The 18890-nt window shown below is 40.9% G+C and carries 17 protein-coding genes and 1 riboswitch; of the genes, 11 read left to right on the forward strand and 6 right to left on the reverse strand.

Annotated features, from left to right (window positions below):
* The first annotated feature begins 13 nt into the window (after window positions 1-13).
* Window positions 14-148, forward strand: a riboswitch (TPP riboswitch).
* Between the two features lie 88 nt (window positions 149-236).
* The 5 genes from thiC to gluQRS all read left to right on the forward strand — a co-directional run bounded on the left by thiC (window position 237) and on the right by gluQRS (window position 5367).
* The gene (gene thiC / locus SOI76_RS17280) at window positions 237-2114 is read left to right on the forward strand and encodes a phosphomethylpyrimidine synthase ThiC (protein ID WP_104080718.1); all 1878 of its coding nucleotides are present in this window, start codon (window positions 237-239) and stop codon (window positions 2112-2114) included.
* Window positions 2115-2189: 75 nt separating this feature from the next.
* Window positions 2190-2816, forward strand: coding sequence for an NUDIX domain-containing protein (gene aspP, locus SOI76_RS17285; protein ID WP_057076011.1), 627 nt, complete (start codon window positions 2190-2192; stop codon window positions 2814-2816).
* Between the two features lie 4 nt (window positions 2817-2820).
* Window positions 2821-3633, forward strand: a complete 813-nt coding sequence (cpdA, locus tag SOI76_RS17290) for a 3',5'-cyclic-AMP phosphodiesterase (RefSeq protein WP_104080717.1) — start codon at window positions 2821-2823, stop codon at window positions 3631-3633.
* A gap of 211 nt (window positions 3634-3844) precedes the next feature.
* Window positions 3845-4381 (forward strand): RNA polymerase-binding protein DksA, encoded by a 537-nt coding sequence (gene dksA / locus SOI76_RS17295; protein WP_002121205.1) that lies wholly within the window; start codon window positions 3845-3847, stop codon window positions 4379-4381.
* A gap of 2 nt (window positions 4382-4383) precedes the next feature.
* Complete coding sequence (gene gluQRS / locus SOI76_RS17300; protein WP_104080716.1) at window positions 4384-5367, forward strand: tRNA glutamyl-Q(34) synthetase GluQRS; 984 nt, start codon at window positions 4384-4386, stop codon at window positions 5365-5367.
* A 54-nt stretch (window positions 5368-5421) separates the two neighbouring features.
* On the opposite strand, the gene ftsW is transcribed toward gluQRS, so the two are convergent.
* The 5 genes from ftsW to feoA form a co-directional block, all read right to left on the reverse strand.
* Window positions 5422-6618, reverse strand: a complete 1197-nt coding sequence (gene ftsW / locus SOI76_RS17305) for a putative lipid II flippase FtsW (protein WP_104080715.1) — start codon at window positions 6616-6618, stop codon at window positions 5422-5424.
* A gap of 24 nt (window positions 6619-6642) precedes the next feature.
* On the reverse strand, window positions 6643-7989 hold the full coding sequence (murD, locus tag SOI76_RS17310; RefSeq protein ID WP_104080714.1) for a UDP-N-acetylmuramoyl-L-alanine--D-glutamate ligase: 1347 nt from the start codon (window positions 7987-7989) through the stop codon (window positions 6643-6645).
* Between the two features lie 160 nt (window positions 7990-8149).
* Window positions 8150-8401 carry a DUF6587 family protein gene (locus SOI76_RS17315; protein WP_032006841.1) on the reverse strand — a complete coding sequence of 84 codons (252 nt, stop codon included), beginning with the start codon at window positions 8399-8401 and terminating at the stop codon, window positions 8150-8152.
* 20 nt (window positions 8402-8421) lie between these two features.
* Window positions 8422-10275: a ferrous iron transporter B gene (gene feoB, locus SOI76_RS17320; RefSeq protein WP_104080713.1), complete on the reverse strand. Its 1854-nt coding sequence runs from the start codon at window positions 10273-10275 to the stop codon at window positions 8422-8424.
* Window positions 10272-10535: a FeoA family protein gene (feoA, locus tag SOI76_RS17325; protein WP_001991212.1), complete on the reverse strand. Its 264-nt coding sequence runs from the start codon at window positions 10533-10535 to the stop codon at window positions 10272-10274. Before feoA ends, feoB begins: the two co-directional genes overlap by 4 nt.
* Window positions 10536-10678: 143 nt before the next feature.
* On the opposite strand from feoA, the gene xerD reads away from it, so the two are divergent.
* From xerD to thrC, 4 genes are all read left to right on the forward strand, one after another.
* A complete protein-coding gene (gene xerD, locus SOI76_RS17330; protein ID WP_032055622.1) occupies window positions 10679-11599 on the forward strand; it encodes a site-specific tyrosine recombinase XerD in 921 nt (306 codons plus the stop codon).
* Window positions 11600-11745: 146 nt separating this feature from the next.
* On the forward strand, window positions 11746-12558 hold the full coding sequence (gene dsbC, locus SOI76_RS17335; protein WP_032055623.1) for a DsbC family protein: 813 nt from the start codon (window positions 11746-11748) through the stop codon (window positions 12556-12558).
* 243 nt (window positions 12559-12801) lie between these two features.
* Window positions 12802-14103, forward strand: a complete 1302-nt coding sequence (hom, locus tag SOI76_RS17340) for a homoserine dehydrogenase (RefSeq protein ID WP_002121263.1) — start codon at window positions 12802-12804, stop codon at window positions 14101-14103.
* A gap of 54 nt (window positions 14104-14157) precedes the next feature.
* A complete protein-coding gene (gene thrC / locus SOI76_RS17345) occupies window positions 14158-15297 on the forward strand; it encodes a threonine synthase (protein WP_002048893.1) in 1140 nt (379 codons plus the stop codon).
* 105 nt (window positions 15298-15402) lie between these two features.
* On the opposite strand, the gene pbpG is transcribed toward thrC, so the two are convergent.
* The gene (gene pbpG / locus SOI76_RS17350; RefSeq protein WP_146065070.1) at window positions 15403-16449 is read right to left on the reverse strand and encodes a D-alanyl-D-alanine endopeptidase PBP7/8; all 1047 of its coding nucleotides are present in this window, start codon (window positions 16447-16449) and stop codon (window positions 15403-15405) included.
* A 212-nt stretch (window positions 16450-16661) separates the two neighbouring features.
* Here pbpG and gacA point away from each other — a divergent pair, with 212 nt between their 5' ends.
* Together gacA and pilS are read left to right on the forward strand one after the other, a co-directional pair.
* Window positions 16662-17297, forward strand: coding sequence for a response regulator (gene gacA / locus SOI76_RS17355; protein WP_002121174.1), 636 nt, complete (start codon window positions 16662-16664; stop codon window positions 17295-17297).
* A 10-nt stretch (window positions 17298-17307) separates the two neighbouring features.
* Window positions 17308-18876 carry a sensor histidine kinase gene (pilS, locus tag SOI76_RS17360; protein ID WP_205668481.1) on the forward strand — a complete coding sequence of 523 codons (1569 nt, stop codon included), beginning with the start codon at window positions 17308-17310 and terminating at the stop codon, window positions 18874-18876.
* The last annotated feature ends 14 nt before the right edge of the window (window positions 18877-18890 follow it).

Genomic DNA, 18890 nt, shown 5'->3' on the forward strand with positions numbered 1-18890 from the left:
ATGTTAGTCTGTAAATCGCTTGACGGAGCGCGAGTAATAGCTCGCTGAGATTGTGTAAATTCCGTGTTATCGCAACACAAGTTTGATCACAAGTACCGTTGAACCTGATCAGGTTAAGACCTGCGTAGGAATCAAGCCATCTGAAAACTTAAGCCTTAAATTTATCTCATAAAGATAAATCCGCCATCGTTTTTGGTCGTGCTTGATTCGTTGATGTTATTCATAAGGATCATGTGATGAACCAGTTAACGAATCTTTCTTCTGCTGAAATTTCAGCACAACATGAACAAGATGCAAAAGATTTAACCCGCATCTTACCCGCTTCTAAAAAAGTTTATATTGAAGGCTCTCGCCCTGACATTCAGGTTCCAATGCGAGAAATTTCTTTAACCGACACCCCTACCGGTCTTGGCGGTGAACATAACCCTCCTGTTATGGTATATGACACTTCAGGTGTTTATACCGACCCAAATGTTCAAATTGATTTAGACAAAGGTTTACCTTCAGTTCGCCAAAACTGGATTGAAGAACGTAACGATACTGACGTACTTTCTGGCTTGACCTCAAAATTTGGTCAGGAACGTTTAAAAGACATTCGCACCGCTGACATTCGTTTTGCCCATATTCAAAATCCGCGCCGTGCTAAAGCAGGCAAAAATGTCACTCAAATGCACTATGCCAAGCAAGGTATTATCACACCTGAAATGGAATACATTGCAATTCGTGAAAATCAACGCCAGCGTGAAGGTGTTGATATGCGTCAACATGCTGGTCAGAATTTTGGTGCAAAAAACTTAAAAGAAATTACACCGGAATTTGTTCGCCAAGAAGTTGCTGAAGGCCGTGCGATCATTCCTGCCAATATTAACCACCCAGAACTTGAGCCAATGATTATTGGCCGTAATTTCTTGGTTAAGATTAATGCCAATATTGGTAACTCAGCGCTTGGCTCTTCAATTGATGAAGAAGTTGCGAAAATGACATGGGCAACTCGTTGGGGTGCCGACACTATTATGGATTTGTCGACAGGTAAAAACATTCATGAAACACGTGAATGGATTATTCGTAACTCACCTGTTCCAATCGGTACCGTACCAATTTATCAAGCGCTTGAAAAAGTGGATGGTGTTGCAGAAGACCTAACATGGGAAATCTTTAAAGACACGCTGATAGAACAAGCTGAACAAGGCGTTGACTACTTCACGATTCACGCAGGTGTATTACTTCGCTATGTGCCACTTACAGCAAGCCGTTTAACAGGTATTGTGTCGCGTGGTGGTTCAATCATGGCGCAGTGGTGTCTAGCGCATCATGAAGAAAACTTCTTATACACTCATTTCGATGAAATCTGTGAAATCATGAAAGCCTATGACGTTTCATTTAGCTTAGGTGATGGCTTACGTCCGGGTTGTATCCAAGATGCAAATGACGAAGCACAGTTCAGCGAACTTAAAACATTAGGCGAACTGACTCACCGTGCATGGGAACATGATGTTCAAGTCATGATTGAAGGCCCTGGTCACGTGCCAATGCACATGATCAAAGAAAACATGGACCTTCAACTAGAAGTGTGTAAAGAAGCACCATTCTATACGCTTGGACCATTAACAACAGATATCGCTCCGGGTTATGACCACATTACTTCTGCAATTGGTGCAGCCATGATTGGTTGGTACGGCACAGCAATGCTTTGCTATGTCACACCGAAAGAGCATTTAGGACTACCAAACAAAAAAGATGTTAAAGACGGGATTATTACCTACAAGCTTGCAGCACATGCCGCCGATCTTGCGAAAGGACATCCGGGTGCACAGGTACGTGATAATGCCTTATCAAAAGCACGTTTTGAGTTCCGTTGGGATGATCAGTTCAATCTAAGTTTGGACCCTGATACAGCACGTAGTATGCACGATGAAACCTTACCAAAAGAGGCTCATAAATCTGCACACTTCTGCTCAATGTGTGGTCCAAAATTCTGTTCAATGAAAATCACTCAGAATGTACGCGACTATGCCAACAACCTCACCAATAACGATTCAGAGGTTGAAGAAGGCCTCAAAGCGATGAAAGAGGTTTATCAGGAGCAAGGTCAAAAACTGTATCATAAAGTGTAAATATTCAAAAAAAACACTTGCCTAGCCCTGATTCTCGGTTAGGATGAAATAAATAGATTTCGTCCTGACCGAATCATGAGTATTGTTGAACGTCCAAGTTATACATCTAAAGATGTCGAAGTAACATCACGTGAATCTCTATTCCGTGGTTTTATTCAAGTTGAAAAAGTCAGCCTTCGACATCGTCTATTTAATCAATCTGAATATACTCATGTATTACAGCGTGAACTCGTTCATCGGCCTGAAGCAGCTGGTGTACTACTCTACAGCGATCAAAAACAACAGTTTGCACTGATTGAACAGTTCCGTGTTGGAGCTTTAGATGATCCTCAATCACCATGGCAGCTGGAAATAATTGCAGGCGTGTTAGATGGTGATGAATCACCAGAAAGTTGTATTCGACGAGAGAGCCTTGAAGAATCAGGTTGCGAAGTTCAAAATTTAGAGCATCTATTTAGCTTTTATCCGTCAGCTGGTGCTTGCTCAGAATTATTCCATCTCTATGTTGCCGAAACTGAATTACCCACTGAAGGGGGTGTATTTGGCGTAGATGATGAGGGGGAAAATATTCAATTACACTTATTTAATTATAGTGAAATCCAGACTCTACTCGACAGCGGACGTTTAAGAAATGCTCCTGTCATTATGGCATTACAATGGCTGGCCCAACACAGCAAAACGATAATAAACCCGAAGAGGTAGGACGGTGACTTTTCAAGTCTCAACACTTTCACAAAAAGACCATGTCATTATACAAATTACCGATACCCACCTATTGGAGTATCCGCACTTAGAATTTGTGGGTATGAATCCTGAAGAAAGCTTTCACGCCATTATTCAACAGATACTTAATAAACATCCTGAAATTGATGCAATTATCCATACTGGGGACCTAGCTCAGGCACCAACGCCTATTACCTACAACCGTTATATTCAATATATGCAAACCTTGGGGCTGCCCTTTTTTCAGACCTTAGGTAATCATGACAATGTTGACCATTTCCCATTGCATAAAGAGAATCATCAGGAACCTGTAGTTATTTGCTTAGGGAACTGGCGGGTTATTTTATTAAATAGTGCGGTAAAAGGTCATATTGATGGGCATCTATCAGCAGAACAGCTAGACAGCTTAACGGCTTTACTTAAAGAGTTTGCAGACAACCCGATTTTGCTAGCTTGTCATCATCACCCTTTTGCCATGAAGTCAAAATGGATTGATCATCACAAGTTACAAAATTCTAATGCCTTGCTTACTACCTTGGCTCCATTTAAAAATGTAAAAGCTTTAGTCTGCGGGCATGTTCATCAAGACTCAATAAACACTTGGCAAGGAGTTGAATTTTTCTCTACACCCTCGACAAGTGTGCAGTTTAAACCGTTTAGCAATGATTTTGCTTTAGATCAAAATGCTCCCGGCTACCGTTACATTCATCTAAAAAACGATGGTAGTTTTGAAACAGAAGTCTTCCGTCTTGAAAATTTTCAAGGGCATATAAATACTGATATTTCAGGCTATTAGCCCTATTTCTTATATGCTTATATATAATTATGACTGGGGTAAACACGTTTTGAAAATATTTACGGGTCGGAATGACTATCATCTTGCAGGAAAAATCTATATGATGACGACCCGATGGGAAAATCCCATCGATGGTTTTCTATAAAAACACTTGCATATCACCATATTTTTTGCGTATAGATAATACGTGTATGATGAGGAATGCCCTATTATGGCGAATGACAACCACAACCAAGTTTTGGATGAACATACAGAAGTTGTAGTGGAAGGTGACAAAGCTTCTGCAAAACGTGCACGTAAAGTGAAACCTAAAACTTCTGACATAGGCACAACTGCAAGTTTATTTGGTATTGCACCTTATCAACCTAAGAAAAATGAAGAGTACATGTCTGAAGGACAGCTCGAGCATTTCCGACAAATTCTGCAAGCATGGAAAGCTGAATTAATGTCTGAAGTTGATCGTACTTTAAATACGATGCAAGACGAATCAACTGCACTGCCAGATGTAAACGACCGTGCTACCCAAGAAGAAGAATTTGCAATTGAATTACGTACACGTGACCGTGAACGTAAGTTAATTCGTAAAATCGAACAATCTATGGAAGCTATTAAGAATGAAGACTACGGTTTCTGTGAAACTTGTGGTATTGAAATCGGCTTACGTCGTTTAGAAGCACGTCCAACTGCAACTTTATGTATTGATTGCAAAACTTTGGCAGAAATCAAAGAGAAGCAAAATAACGGTTAATTGTGACTGTTGATAATTCTCCAGCCGAGCACAACTCGGCTCTTGCGCAGCAGTTAAATCGCCTGCCAGAAAAGCATAGCTTTTCTCTTGCGCAGCGGCGGAACAATGTTCCGCTTAATCGCTGCTCATACTCAGGTCGGTTTGCGCCATCGCCAACCGGCCCTTTGCATTTTGGATCACTCATTACTGCTGTTGCCAGCTATTGCGATGCAAAAGCCCATCAAGGCAAATGGTTCGTTCGTGTCGAAGATACAGATATCCCTCGCATTTATCCCGGCAGTGAAGAGCATATTCTCACATCACTGGAAGCCTTCCAGTTCGAACCCGATGCAGAGATCATCTTTCAAAAAAATCGTTTAGATATTTATGAAAGCGTATTAGACCAACTCAAAAAAGAAGGTCTTATCTATGCATGTCAATGTACCCGCAAAATGCTTGGTTCAAATGCAATCTATGCAGGTACTTGCCGCGATCTCAATCTTGATTTTCAAGGTCAAGCGATTCGGGTAAAAGTTCAAGATCAGCAGATCTGTTTTGATGACCGATTACAAGGACGTCATTGCTCCAATCTACAACACGATCTTGGAGATTTTGTTCTTAAGCGCCGTGATGGAATTATTAACTATCAACTTGCGGTCGTCGTGGATGATTATCTGCAAGGTATTACCCATGTCGTTCGAGGCGCAGACTTATTAGATAACACTGAACGTCAGATCTGGTTAAGCCAGCTTCTAGGTTATCCTCAACTAAGCTATATGCACCTTCCCCTTGCAATGAATGACCAAGGACAAAAGCTCTCTAAACAAAATCTTGCTCAAGCACTCGATTTATCGCAAGCGCCTGAATTACTCCAAAAAGCGATACTCGCCTTGGGACAACCCAACGTTGATTTAGATCAGCCTAGAGCGATGCTCAAACAGGCTGTAGCACAGTGGAATGTTGATTTGATTCCCCATGCGCAAGAGCTCAGCGGAACATATCTATAAATAATAAAAAAGCCCGATATCAAATCGGGCTTTTCTAAAGTTCTAAATAATCAATTAGAAGTTTGGCTCTTCTCGTTCTGGGTTAACTTCTTGTGTTGATGCATCAATCTTTAAGATTAAGCTAATCATCGCAGCACACATCATTAAAGACGTACCACCATAACTAATGAATGGCAAAGTCAAACCTTTCGTCGGCATTAAGCCCATATTCATGCCCGCATTTACTAAAATCTGGAGCAAGAAAATAATACTAATGCCGTAAGCTAAATAGCCAGCACGAAGGTAATGATGTTTCAAAGCACGGTGACCAATTTTGATACAACATGCTAGCATCAAGAAAGACAAGCCAATAACAATAGAAATACCCACAAAACCAAACTCTTCACCTAGTACTGCCAACATAAAGTCAGTATGCGCTTCAGGTAAATAAGATAGTTTTTGTACGCTATGGCCTAAACCTGTACCAAACCATTCACCACGGCCAAAAGCCATTAATGCATTTGATAACTGATAACCTACACCTAATGGATCTGCCCATGGGTCAGTAAACGAAATCAAACGCTGGAAACGGTATGGTTCAAATAAGATCAAAAACACAATACCTGTGACAATCGCACCAAGCATGATTAAGAACTGAGTTGGCGGCGCACCCGCTAAAAAGAACACCCCAACCATCATCATGACAATAACGACCGTTGCTCCCAAGTCAGGCTCAGCAATAATTAAACCGACCGTGATTGCCATTACCCCACTTAAACGCAATAAGCCTTTCCAATGAGTACGAACCTCTTTGGCACGGCGCACAACGTAGTCTGCGGTAAAGATTGCCATCATGACTTTGGCAACCTCGGTTGGCTGCAAGGTAAAGCCACCAATCTTAATCCAACGTGTAGAACCGTTGACTTCCGAACCCACCACCAAAGCAGCAAGCAACAGAACCATGGTTAATAACCACAGCGGGAAGGTATTTTTAAACCACGTATTTAGTGATATCCGATAGGTCAAATATGCCACCACAGCTGCAGCGACAATCGAAATACCATGACGAATCACATAGTGAAACGGGTTTTCATGCATATACTCAGCATAGGGCATCGAAGCAGATGCAACCATCACTGAACCGATACACAACAATGCAACGACACAGAAAATCAGGACATTACGTGGCGTCACTTCCGCTGGCCATTTAGGCAATATCCGTTCATACCAATGATTGATTTTCTGGATTGTGGTCTGAGCTAAGCCTGCCATACTACATTCCTAATCATGTTTTCTTTAAACCAACGAATTGACACAGGCAACAAACTGCTGACCACGGTCATTATAACTTTTAAACATATCAAAACTTGCACATGCTGGTGATAACAACACCACATCTTCAGCTTGTGTTTCACGTTGACACAGCTCTACAGCTTCTTTAAGCGTTGCTGCATGTAAAATTTTGGTTGCGCCTTGAATGGCTTGTTCGATGACAGGTGCATCCTCACCAATCAATACCACAACTTTGGCATATTTTTCGATAGAAGAACGTAATGGACCAAAATCCTGACCTTTACCTTGGCCACCTAAAATCAAGGCAACCTTACCTTTTTTAACCTCAATTGCAGCGCCTAAACCATCAATCGCTGCAAGCGTAGCGCCAACGTTAGTACCTTTAGAATCATTGTAATAACGTACATCATGCACAGTCTTTACATATTCACAGCGATGCTCTAACCCTTTAAATTGTTTTAATGTTTCAAGCATAGATTCCATAGGCAAGCCTATTGCCTCACCTAATGCGAGACAAGCCAAAGCATTTGCTACGTTATGCATGCCTTGAATATATAAATCTGAGCTTTTAATTAAACGCTGTAAACCACGCGCAAGCCAAAGCGTGCCATCGCCATCTCTTAAAACACCATATTGATTTAAATCTGGTGCATTTAAACCAAAGCTTTGCATTGGTGTGGTATCTGGAACGAGAGGACGACTTAAAGCATCATCACGGTTAAATACTACTTTTTTAACACCTTGGAAAATACGGTGTTTTGCTTGATGGTAACCCAACATATTGCCGTGACGATCTAAATGGTCTTCACTCATATTGAGAACCACAGCAACTTCAGCATTTAAGTGAGACGTGGTTTCTAACTGAAAACTTGATAGCTCAAGTACAATTAACTCAGGTTGATCTTTTAATAAATCTAGAGCCGGACGTCCAAGATTGCCACCCACGGCAACTTTCTTACCCGCATCTTTAGCCATTAAGCCAATTAAAGTCGTTACGGTACTTTTCGCATTAGAGCCAGTGATCGCCACTATAGGCACATCGGTTGCACGGCGTAATAATTGGATATCCCCTACTACCGAAATCCCTTTAGCAATAGCTGCCTGAATTTCTGGTAATTGTGGTGCAAGGCCTGGGCTTAAAATAATTTCTTCTGCTTGTAATAATAATTCTTGGTCAAGTTGACCGAAACTAGTTTTAACGCCAGCTGGAATCTGATCATGTCCTGGTGGCGTGGGGCGAGAGTCTGTTACTGCAACTTGGTAGCCTTGTTCATGCAGGAAATTTACAGCAGAAACGCCTGAGATTCCCAAGCCTGCTACAACTTTTAACCCACCACGTTGTATTAACATTTTTGCCCCACAATTTATCAATCGACAGAATGGCAAAAATGTTAGCACTTTGCTGTTTTGAATGCTTTTTCAGTTTGAACTTTATTCATCTTTTTTTGTGTCAGTGCGTAAAAAAGCCATCAATGTGATGGCTTTTTAAACGAAACAAGAAATACTAAATTTATTGCCACTTAATCGGCTTAATTTCTTGAACTGTATTGGTAGGTTTATCTTCACTTGAACAGCCACACCCACCAGCACAACCAAAGGTCATTTTTGGTTTAAGCCATTTTGCCAAAGTTGCCCAACCCTGCTTTTCACAGAATGCAGAAAGTGATGAAAAGACTGAATTTGCTGTTTTTGGAAATACTTTCTTAAAAACAACTACAGCACTCCAAATTACTAAAACCGCAATAATTAGATATTGAACCATATACAACCTCCTTTATTGCTTTAGCCCCAGTAGTGGGAAGCAATTTGATAGGTAACAAACGATGCAAAATAAGCTAAACCAAACAGATATGCAGTCATAGCTGCAACATGTTTCCAGGAACCTGTTTCGCGACGTACCGTTGCTAGTGTTGCCAAACAATGTGGAGCATAAATGAACCACACTAAAAGCGATAAACCTGTTGCCAAAGACCAACCTGTTCCGTCTGCACTAATCAGATGTGATAAACCTTGTGCCACAGCATCATCATCTGTTGCAGACAAGGCATAAACTGTACCTAATGCCGCGACAACCACTTCACGAGCAGCCATAGCTGGGATTAAAGCGATACAGATTTGCCAATTAAAACCAACTGGAGCAAATAAAGGCTGGATAAGATGCCCAAGCATCCCTGCAAAACTATAATCTATGGCAGGTAATGTCGCCCCTTCTGGTGGCTGCGGGAAAGTACACAAGAACCAGAGCAAAATAGAGAGCGCAAAAATGATTCCGCCGACGCGTTTCAAGAAGATCTTTGCACGATCCAATAAACCGATTCCCACACTTTTTAAATCAGGGAAACGATAACTTGGTAGCTCTAGCAGTAAAGCATGTTGAGACTTATCTTTTTGAAAGAATTTCATTAAAAATGAAACACAAAGCGCACTCACAATACCAGCCATATACAGACCGAAAAGCACTAAACCTTGCAGGTTAAAAATACCCCAGACCATTTTCTCTGGAATGAAGGCAGCAATCAGCAAAGCATAGACAGGTAAACGTGCCGAACAGGTCATTAAAGGCGCAACCATAATGGTCGTAAAACGATCACGAGGGTCACTAATACTACGCGTTGCCATAATTCCTGGTACTGCACAAGCAAAGCTCGAAAGTAAAGGAATAAAGGCACGGCCACTTAAGCCCGCTTGGAACATTAATTTATCAAGCAAGAATGCTGCACGCGGTAAATAGCCTGATTCTTCGAGTACTAAAATAAAGAAGAACAAAATCAAAATTTGTGGCAAGAACACAACTACGCCACCCGCGCCCGCGATAATTCCGTCAACAACCAAACTATGCAGTAGGGGCTGGGTAATCACACTTCCGATTACTTCACCTAGCCAACCGAAGAAGCCTTCAATGCCATCCATGAATGGAGCTGCCCACGCAAAAACTGCTTGGAACACAATAAACATCATGAGGGCAAGACTAAGTAGGCCTAAAACCGGATGTAAGAAAATGCGATCTAGAAAATCAGTACGCTTATCGCCCTGATCAACATAATGAACCACATCTTTAAAAATCATATCGATTTTTTGATGATGAGTCCCAGTTAAACCACTGAGTTCAGTCTGTGGTACACTGTATTTTTCTTGATCAAGAGCATGTAATAAATTTTCAATACCCGCATTACGGACAGCAACTGTTTCAACAACGGGTACGCCCAAACGCTGGGATAGCTTTTGAGTATTAATTTGGATGCCACGACGACGCGCTTCATCCATCATATTCAGTACAAGTAAAATCGGACGGCCTAACTCGATCATTTCGAGTACGAGGCCTAAATGCAATTTTAAGTTAGTGGCATCAACCACACATAAAAAGGCATCTTGCTGACCTTCTTCGGCAATTTTACCCAAGCAAACGTCACGGGTAATGGCTTCATCAGGACTGGTCGCATTAAGGCTATAGGTCCCTGGTAAATCGAGCACACGTACTGCTCGACCTGAAGGTAACTGAAAATGACCAACCTTACGCTCGACCGTTACGCCCGCATAGTTTGCAACTTTTTGTCGAGTGCCAGTTAAATGGTTAAAGAGAGAGGTTTTACCACAGTTTGGGTTTCCCACAAGGGCAATACGTAACGCATCACTCATGCGGGTACTCCTTCTTCTACTTGAATTTCAATTTTTTCCGCTTCTGCTTTACGTAAAGCGAAGCGAGTAAAGCCAATTTGGATCAAGATCGGATCACCACCAAAAACACCCTTGGTAATCACTTCCACTCGTGTGCCCGGTACAAAGCCCAGACTTTCCAAACGAATTGCGACCAAATCTTGCTGCTCGGACTCTACTTCTATCCGATTCACTTTGGTGATGGTCGCCGCTTGCTTCACTTTTAAAGCTGATAAACGCACCGCATCCGATCCTAAACCTTTTTTTCTAGTATACATATAAATGAGAATAATTACCAAATAAGGTTAAATTTCACTTCTTATTCAGTTTAATCGACAAACCTTAAAGTTTCTTTTAGAGTACAGAGGTTTAGAGGATCTAGTGTATGTTGAATAAAAAACCGCGTATTCCAAGCCCTGTTCAAATTCCTGAACATTTGAGCTTTCTACAAGGTTTTCGTGACTATCTCGTTGCTCAGACGGTAAGTCCACATACGCGTAACGCTTATTTATCTGACCTTATTCAATGCAGCGAACTTCATAAAAAATCAGCTCTTCCAGAGTGGACAAGTGATGATATCGCTGATGTTTTGATTGAGTTGACTAAAGCTGGAAAAAGCCCACGCTCAATTGCCCGCTGCTTATCTGCTCTACGCCAGTTTTACAAATTTTTACGTGAACAGAAATTACGAAGTGATAATCCTGTAGCAACCCATCACTCTCCAAAGATTGGTCGAGCCTTACCTAAAGATCTATCAGAGGAAGATGTCGAAGCACTGATTCAGGCTCCTGATATTGATACGGCACTGGGTTTACGTGATCGGGCAATGTTTGAAGTTCTTTACGCATGTGGTTTACGAGTTTCAGAACTGCTGAACTTACGCCTAGAACTCATTAACTTAAAACAAGGCTATTTACGTGTTACAGGTAAAGGTAATAAAGAGCGTTTGGTTCCGTTAGGCCAATTTGCTTGTGAATGGGTAGAACGCTACTTGCAGGATGCGCGGCCTCAACTCTACAAAAGCTCGACGGATTATCTCTTTTTAACCCAACACGGCGGAATTATGAGCCGTCAGAACTTCTGGTATGCCATTAAACGGTACGCCTTACAAGCCAATATTCAAGCTGAACTCTCACCTCACACCTTACGTCACGCCTTTGCAACACACCTGCTCAATCACGGCGCGGACTTACGCGTAGTACAAATGTTACTGGGTCATAGCGACTTATCAACGACTCAAATTTACACACATGTGGCACAAGTCAGAATGCAACAATTGCATGAAAAACATCACCCTAGAGGTTAAAAAATTTAAAACTTATTATTTGAAATACCCCTAACAATCACTTGATTTCGTTCACAAAGGTTAAGAAAGTTTTAACAATACACGTTAGATTTTTTGTTATGCTTAGCAGCTTCTGACTATAAATACTGATGAAATAAGGGTTATCTATGTCTTTTACCCGATCTCAACTTTTTCTTGCCTGTGCTTTGGCTTCTAGCCTGTTATTCAGTGCTTGTTCTAAAGAAAACAAACCACAAAAAGAAGATGCGCTCACTGCGACCGCACCTGCTACGGGGGAAGCTTCAACCATTATTGAACGCAATGCTAAACAGCGTTTAATTGAAACTTTGCAAAAACAATTTAAGAATGCAAATATCAACGCCAAAATTTTAGATATCAAGCCTACTGAAGTTCCTAACTTATATTGGGTAAACCTCGAAGGAATGACGTCAATTTATACAACCAGCGACGGTAAATACCTTATTCAAGGTGATGTCATCCGTTTAGGTGATAAAGAACTTCATAATATTGGCGATAGCCTCCAAGCATCGGAAAATAAAAAGCACCTAGCGGCTTTAAAAAATGAAGATTTGATTGTCTACCCTGCAAAAGGTAAGGCGAAACATGTGATTTATGTGTTTACCGATGCAAGCTGTCCTTATTGCCATAAACTACATGAGCACATTCCTGAAATTAATGAAAAGGGTATTGAAGTACGCTATATCGCTTGGCCACGCGGTGAACAGTTTATGCCGACCATGGAAGCTGTATGGTGTAGTACAGACCGTAAAGCTGCCTTTAACCAAGCCGTACAAGGTATCAATATTCCACCTGCTCAATGTAAAAACCCTGTTCGTGAACAATATCAACTTGGCTTAAACATGGGTGTAAATGGAACACCAGCTATTTACAATGTTGATGGTGAGTACTTAGGTGGATATCTAACACCAGATGAATTAATTAAACGTCTGGATAAATAACACCCTTTAAGCTGATGAATGATTAATCATCTATCTCTTTTAAAAAGCGCTGCTCTTATTGCAGCGCTTTGTTTTTTCAATAATTAATATTTAAACAACCTCTGTTTAAAGACTGATCTACTCTTCTTTTCCAAACATCGCACTCTAATTCATTGAACAAGCACTAAAAGCGCTAGAGTCTGGCGTTTTTTTTAGCTATGATCTAGCTTCAACTAAATGATTAAATGATGAATGGAGTGTGACGTGAAACCAGTTCGCCTGGCAATACTCGGTCTAGGAACCGTAGGTGGAGGAGCCCTTAAACTACTACAAGAAAATGCCGCTGAAATTAAACGTCGCACCGGTCGAGAAATTCAAATTACCCACGTTGGAACACGCCGCCCTCGTCCAGATCTTGAATTGGAAGGGATTAAACAAAGCGCCGATTTACTTGACATCGTTCGTCAACCAGACGTTGATGTAGTTGTAGAAGTTATGGGTGGGATCCACCCTGCTTACGAAGTTATCATGGAAGCAATCAAACACGGCAAACAAGTCGTGACTGCAAACAAAGCGTTACTCGCTGAACATGGCAATGAATTATTTAAAGCAGCAGAAGACAATGCTGTGCAAATTGCTTATGAAGCAGCAGTTGCTGGCGGTATTCCAATTATTAAAGTGATCCGTGAAGGTCTTGCTGCAAACCATATCGAATGGTTGGCTGGCATTATTAATGGTACAGGTAACTTTATTCTGACTGAAATGCGTGAGAAAGGTCGTGCATTTGACGATGTATTAAAAGAAGCTCAAGAACTCGGTTATGCAGAAGCAGACCCAACTTTTGACGTTGAAGGTATTGATGCTGCGCATAAACTTACAATTTTAGCGTCTTGTGCGTTTGGTATTCCTCTTCAGTTTGATAAGGTTTATACCGAAGGTATCAGCAAAATCACTGCGCAAGATGTGAAATATGCCGAAGATCTTGGTTTCCGCATTAAACATCTTGGTATTGCACGTCGTGCTGAAAAAGGTATTGAGTTACGTGTTCACCCAACACTTATTCCAGATGAACAACTGATTGCGAATGTAAACGGCGTTAAAAATGCTGTTTTAGTTCAAGCTAATGCCGTAGGTCCAACACTCTATTACGGCGCGGGTGCAGGCGCAGGTCCTACAGCTTCTGCAGTTGTTGCCGACGTTATTGATATTGTTCGTGACATCTCTTATACCGAAGATGGCGCAGGAACAATTCCTCAGTTGGCTTTTGAAGCATTAACCAATGTGCCAATTTTAAGCCGTGAAGAAATGACCACAGGTTATTACATCCGCTTAAATGCAGAAGACCAAACTGGCGTACTTGCAGATGTTACTACCATCTTAAGTCGCGCCGGAATTAGTATTGATGCGATCATGCAACAATCTCGTTTAAAAGACCTTATTCCAATCGTGATTCTGACCGATCCAATCGTTGAATCAAAAATGGATGATGCTCTTGCACAAATCCAAGCATTACCTGCAATTCGTGGCGAAATCGTAAGAATTCGTTTAGAATCGCTCGATAGTTAATCAGGTTGAGGGAAAGATTCCCTCTCCCGCTTCACCTCTAATTGGAACACCATCATGTCTAATGCCAATCGTTATACTGGTCTTGTAGATCGTTATCGTGACCGTTTGCCAGTTTCGGCAACTACTCGTGCTATCTCTTTGGGTGAAGGCAACACCCCACTCATTAAACTTGAGAATATTCCACGTATTATTGGCAAAGATGTTGAAATTTATGTGAAATATGAGGGTTTAAACCCAACTGGTTCATTTAAAGACCGTGGTATGACCATGGCTGTAACCAAAGCAGTTGAAGAAGGCTCTAAAGCGATTATCTGTGCATCTACTGGTAACACTTCTGCTGCTGCTGCTGCCTATGCTGCACGCGCAGGTATCAAAGCATTTGTTTTGATTCCAGAAGGCAAAATTGCGATGGGTAAAATGGCACAAGCGATGATGTATGGTGCGATCACTATGCAAATTCGTGGTAACTTCGATGATGGTATGCGTCTTGTAAAAGAAGTTGCTGATCAAGCACCTGTAACGATTGTAAACTCAATCAACCCTTACCGATTGCAAGGTCAAAAAACCATTGCTTATGAAATCGTTGAAGCTTTAGGCCGTGCACCTGATTACCACTGCTTACCTGTAGGTAACGCAGGTAATATCACCGCTCATTGGATGGGTTATACCGAAGCTGTAGCAAACCAGCCTGCTGATCAGTTTGAACAAGTGATTTATGATGCTGCTACTGATCAATTCACTGGTCCAAAACCTGAAGGTTTACCAACAATGGTGGGTTATCAAGCTTCTGGTGCAGCTCCATTCTTACGTGGTGCTCCAGTTGAAAGCCCTGAAACTGTTGCAACTGCAATCCGTATTGGTAATCCACAAAGCTGGAACCATGCAAAAGCTGTAGTACGTGACTCTAAAGGCTGGTTTGATGAACTTCAAGACAGCGAAATTTTAGAAGCTCAACGCTTACTTTCTATGTATGAAGGCGTATTTGTTGAGCCTGCATCTGCTGCGTCTATCGGCGGTGCGATCCGTGATATTAAAGCGGGTAAAATTGCTGAAGGTTCTGTCATTGTATGTACAGTAACGGGTAATGGCTTGAAAGACCCTGATACTGCAATCAAACAATGTGCTGATGCAGTGATGTTGTCAATTGATGCAACAATGGACCAAGTAAAAGATTCGATTTTATCTAATATGTAAGATCTGATTTTTCAAAAACGGCTGTTTTAAACAGCCGTTTTTTTATGTCTTTTTTATAGCCATAAAAAAACGCTTCTTAATAGAAGCGTTTTTTGAATATTTAAATTAAATACGTTTTGGCAAATTGCTCAACCAACCAAGCAAGTTAGTTGCATCATTATTACGTGCCTGTGTACTTGGCTCACCCAGTAATACAATCACTGCCGGACGCGAATTTACAGTCGTGTGCATCACAACACAGCGACCTGCTTCATTAATATAACCAGTTTTAGACAAGTTAATATTCCAACCACCATTACGCACTAGCGCATTAGTATTGTTAGATTTCAACACGCGATAACCCAAATTAAAGTCATAGGTCGGTGTAGTTGAGAATTGACGGATCAAACCATATTGAGAAGCTGTACTTGCCAAAATCCCTAAGTCACGCGCAGAAGATACATTACGCGGATCTAAACCAGTTGACTCATAGTAGTGAGTTGCGTTCATGCCTAAAGCTCGTGCTTTAGCGTTCATTGCAGCTACGAATGCTGGACGACCACCTGGATAAGTACGTGCTAAAGCTGCCGCTGCTGGGTTTTCAGATTTCATTAGAGCAAATAGAAGAACTTCTGCACGGTTCATCTTGTCGCCAACACGTAAGGTTGAACTTGAGTTTTTACCACCTGCACCACCAAAATCAATTTGCTCAAGTGTAATTTCTTCTGACATGTTTAAACGGGCATCTGCCGTTACAACTGCTGTCATCAATTTAGTAATAGAGGCAATTGGCACAGAAGCATTCGTATTTTTACTGTAGAGCACTTCACCAGTTTGCGCGTCCATCACAAGTGCAGCTCGAGCGCTTACACTCGGCTGAGCATTGTAACCAGTCGTATCACGAATTGGAGCAATTTTCGGTGCAGATGCTACAATTTTAGGTGCGCTACCACCACGCAAAGTTGTGGTTACCGATGTTGAACCTTGCGGAGTAGGTTCGTCATCTTCATCATTTAAAAATTGGCTAGCATCAGCTGAAGACCAATTTAAGCTTGCAGTACCACTATTCCCTGAGGACGGGTTATTGACGAGTTCTGCAAAGCTTGTTGAACTCAAACCAAGCAAAATAGACATGCTTAGCACATGCATTAAAGACTTTTTAGAATTTTTCACGGCACAATACTCGACTCAGGGTGATACACATTTGCGCTTACTATAATTATGCCTTACATTTGAGGTATAAGGTATAACGCTTTTACCGACACAATTGTGCACAACTATTCGCTCACTATATAAGAATAGGATTGCTAATTTTGTCATTCCATTGCAAGCTAATTTTGCTTTATGTAACAAAAAACTTGTTTTTTGAAAGAAAGGAGGTCTTCTTGATTACAGTTTTAGTTGTGGATGACCATGAACTTGTACGTACGGGGATTTGCCGTATGTTAGAAGATCATGCCGATGTAGAGGTCATTGGACAAGCCGAATCGGGTGAAGAAGCAATTGCTATTGTTCGTCAGAAACATCCTCAAGTTGTGCTACTTGATGTCAATATGCCTGGCATCGGTGGCGTAGAAACAACACGTCGTTTACTGCAAACAGCACCAGATACAAAAGTGATTGCAGTCAGTGGCTTAGCAGAAGAACCTTATCCTTCTCTTTTGCTTAAAGCAGGAGCTAAAGGTTACATCACCAAAGGTGCTCCAATTACAGAAATGGTTCGGGCTATCAATAAAGTGATGCAAGGCGGCAAATACTTTAGTGCCGATATTGCGGAGCAATTAGCAAGTTCTTATTTATCCGATACACAGCAATCACCTTTTGACTCTCTTTCTGAACGAGAAATGCAAGTTGCAATGATGGTTGTAAATTGTATTAGCGCTCAAGAAATTGCAGACAAACTTTTTGTAAGTGTTAAAACAGTGAATACTTACCGCTACCGTATTTTTGAAAAGCTAGCCATTGATAGTGATGTTAAGCTAACTCATCTCGCGATTCGTTACGGTCTGATCAAGCCTTAATCAGACTTACATGCAATTTCCCGTAAACTCATCCTTGTCCCATACGATATTTCGTTTGGGCACGTGGTATGGTTTATATCGCCTTATTATTGCGGTTAGCCTGAATATTATTTTGGTTTTAACCGATGCTCAAATCGACACTAGTCTACAACAACCCGCTTTATATTCTTACACACTACTCGGCTATTCAATCTTAAGCCTTATTCAACTTTTATGTTTTAAGTTTATTGCCACTCAGGCAACAAGGCAGCTCATTTTATTTTTTGTAGTTGATGTTATTTGCCTGAGTTTACTTACATTTTCTGTAGGTGAACCCAATCTTCAACTCAGCTTGCTCTATGTTATTGCCATATTTACTTCGGCCATTTTACTTAGCGCAAGAATGTCGTTGCTCATTACATTACTTGCAGTCATTGCGGTTATTTACCAACGCTTCGTTGGCAGTTTATTTGACTACAATAATTTAAATACGATTGGTAATAGCGCTTTATTAGCCTTCTTGTTTTTTGTAGTACACGGAATCGGACAAATTGCGGTCCAGCGCTTTAAATTACTTGAAGCGCTGACTTTCCATCAATCAATAGAACTCTATCAACTACAAAATATTAACCGCTATATCTTGGAACAAATTGAAGAGGGCTATTTAGTCCTAGATGAAAACTACGATATTGTTTTAAGTAATCCAGCCGCCTGCTCTCTTTTAGGAATTCCACCTCAATTTGCCAGTGAAAAATATCCCTTAGCAAAATGGCATGCTGACTTATTTGAAATTCTTAAGTTTGATCATTTAAAAGAAGGTGATCGATTTATTTTTGAGTCCCGACTGTCGGCTTATTCTATTAATATTAAAGTGCAGCATCTTTTAGTACCACAACAAGCATTAACACTACTTATCTTACAAGATGCACAGCAGATTAATCAGCAAGCTCAACAACTCAAACTTGCCGCTTTAGGGCAACTCTCAGCAAGTATTGCACATGAAATCCGCAATCCTCTTGCAGCCATTGTTCAAGCAAATGAATTACTCAAAGATAGTGATGTGGAGCAGCAAAATACTTTACGCAATATGATTGGAAAGCAAACGAAACGCATTGATAGTATTGTTCAAGACACTTTAGGACTTGCCCGCAGTGAAAGAACGTATCCGATCCAGATTGAACTAAACGACTTCATAAAAACGTTATTAGATGAAGATTTATCTGATGTTAAACATGCGATCGAGCTTAAAAGTTCTAATTTATCCTTAAAGCTATTGTTTGATGAAAAGCAACTCAGACAAGTCCTCATTAACCTTGTTAGGAATGCTCTACGCCACAATGCACCCGACTCTCCCTATGTTCTGATCAATATTCACTCACAAACAAATAAAATTTATATTGATGTGATCGATTACGGTGAAGGTGTTTCAAAACGTGATATATCTCAATTATTTAAACCATTTTTTAGTACCGAAATTAATGGAACTGGTTTAGGATTATATTTGTCTCATAGTTTTTGTGAGGCAAACCATGCAAAGCTCACTTATGTAGAGCAAAAACAAGGGGCATGCTTCCGAATAGCGTGCCCAATAATATATTGATTTTTTTATTAGGT

Source organism: Acinetobacter pittii, from assembly GCF_034064985.1.
In the GTDB taxonomy this organism is placed as follows: Bacteria; Pseudomonadota; Gammaproteobacteria; order Pseudomonadales; family Moraxellaceae; genus Acinetobacter; species Acinetobacter pittii_H.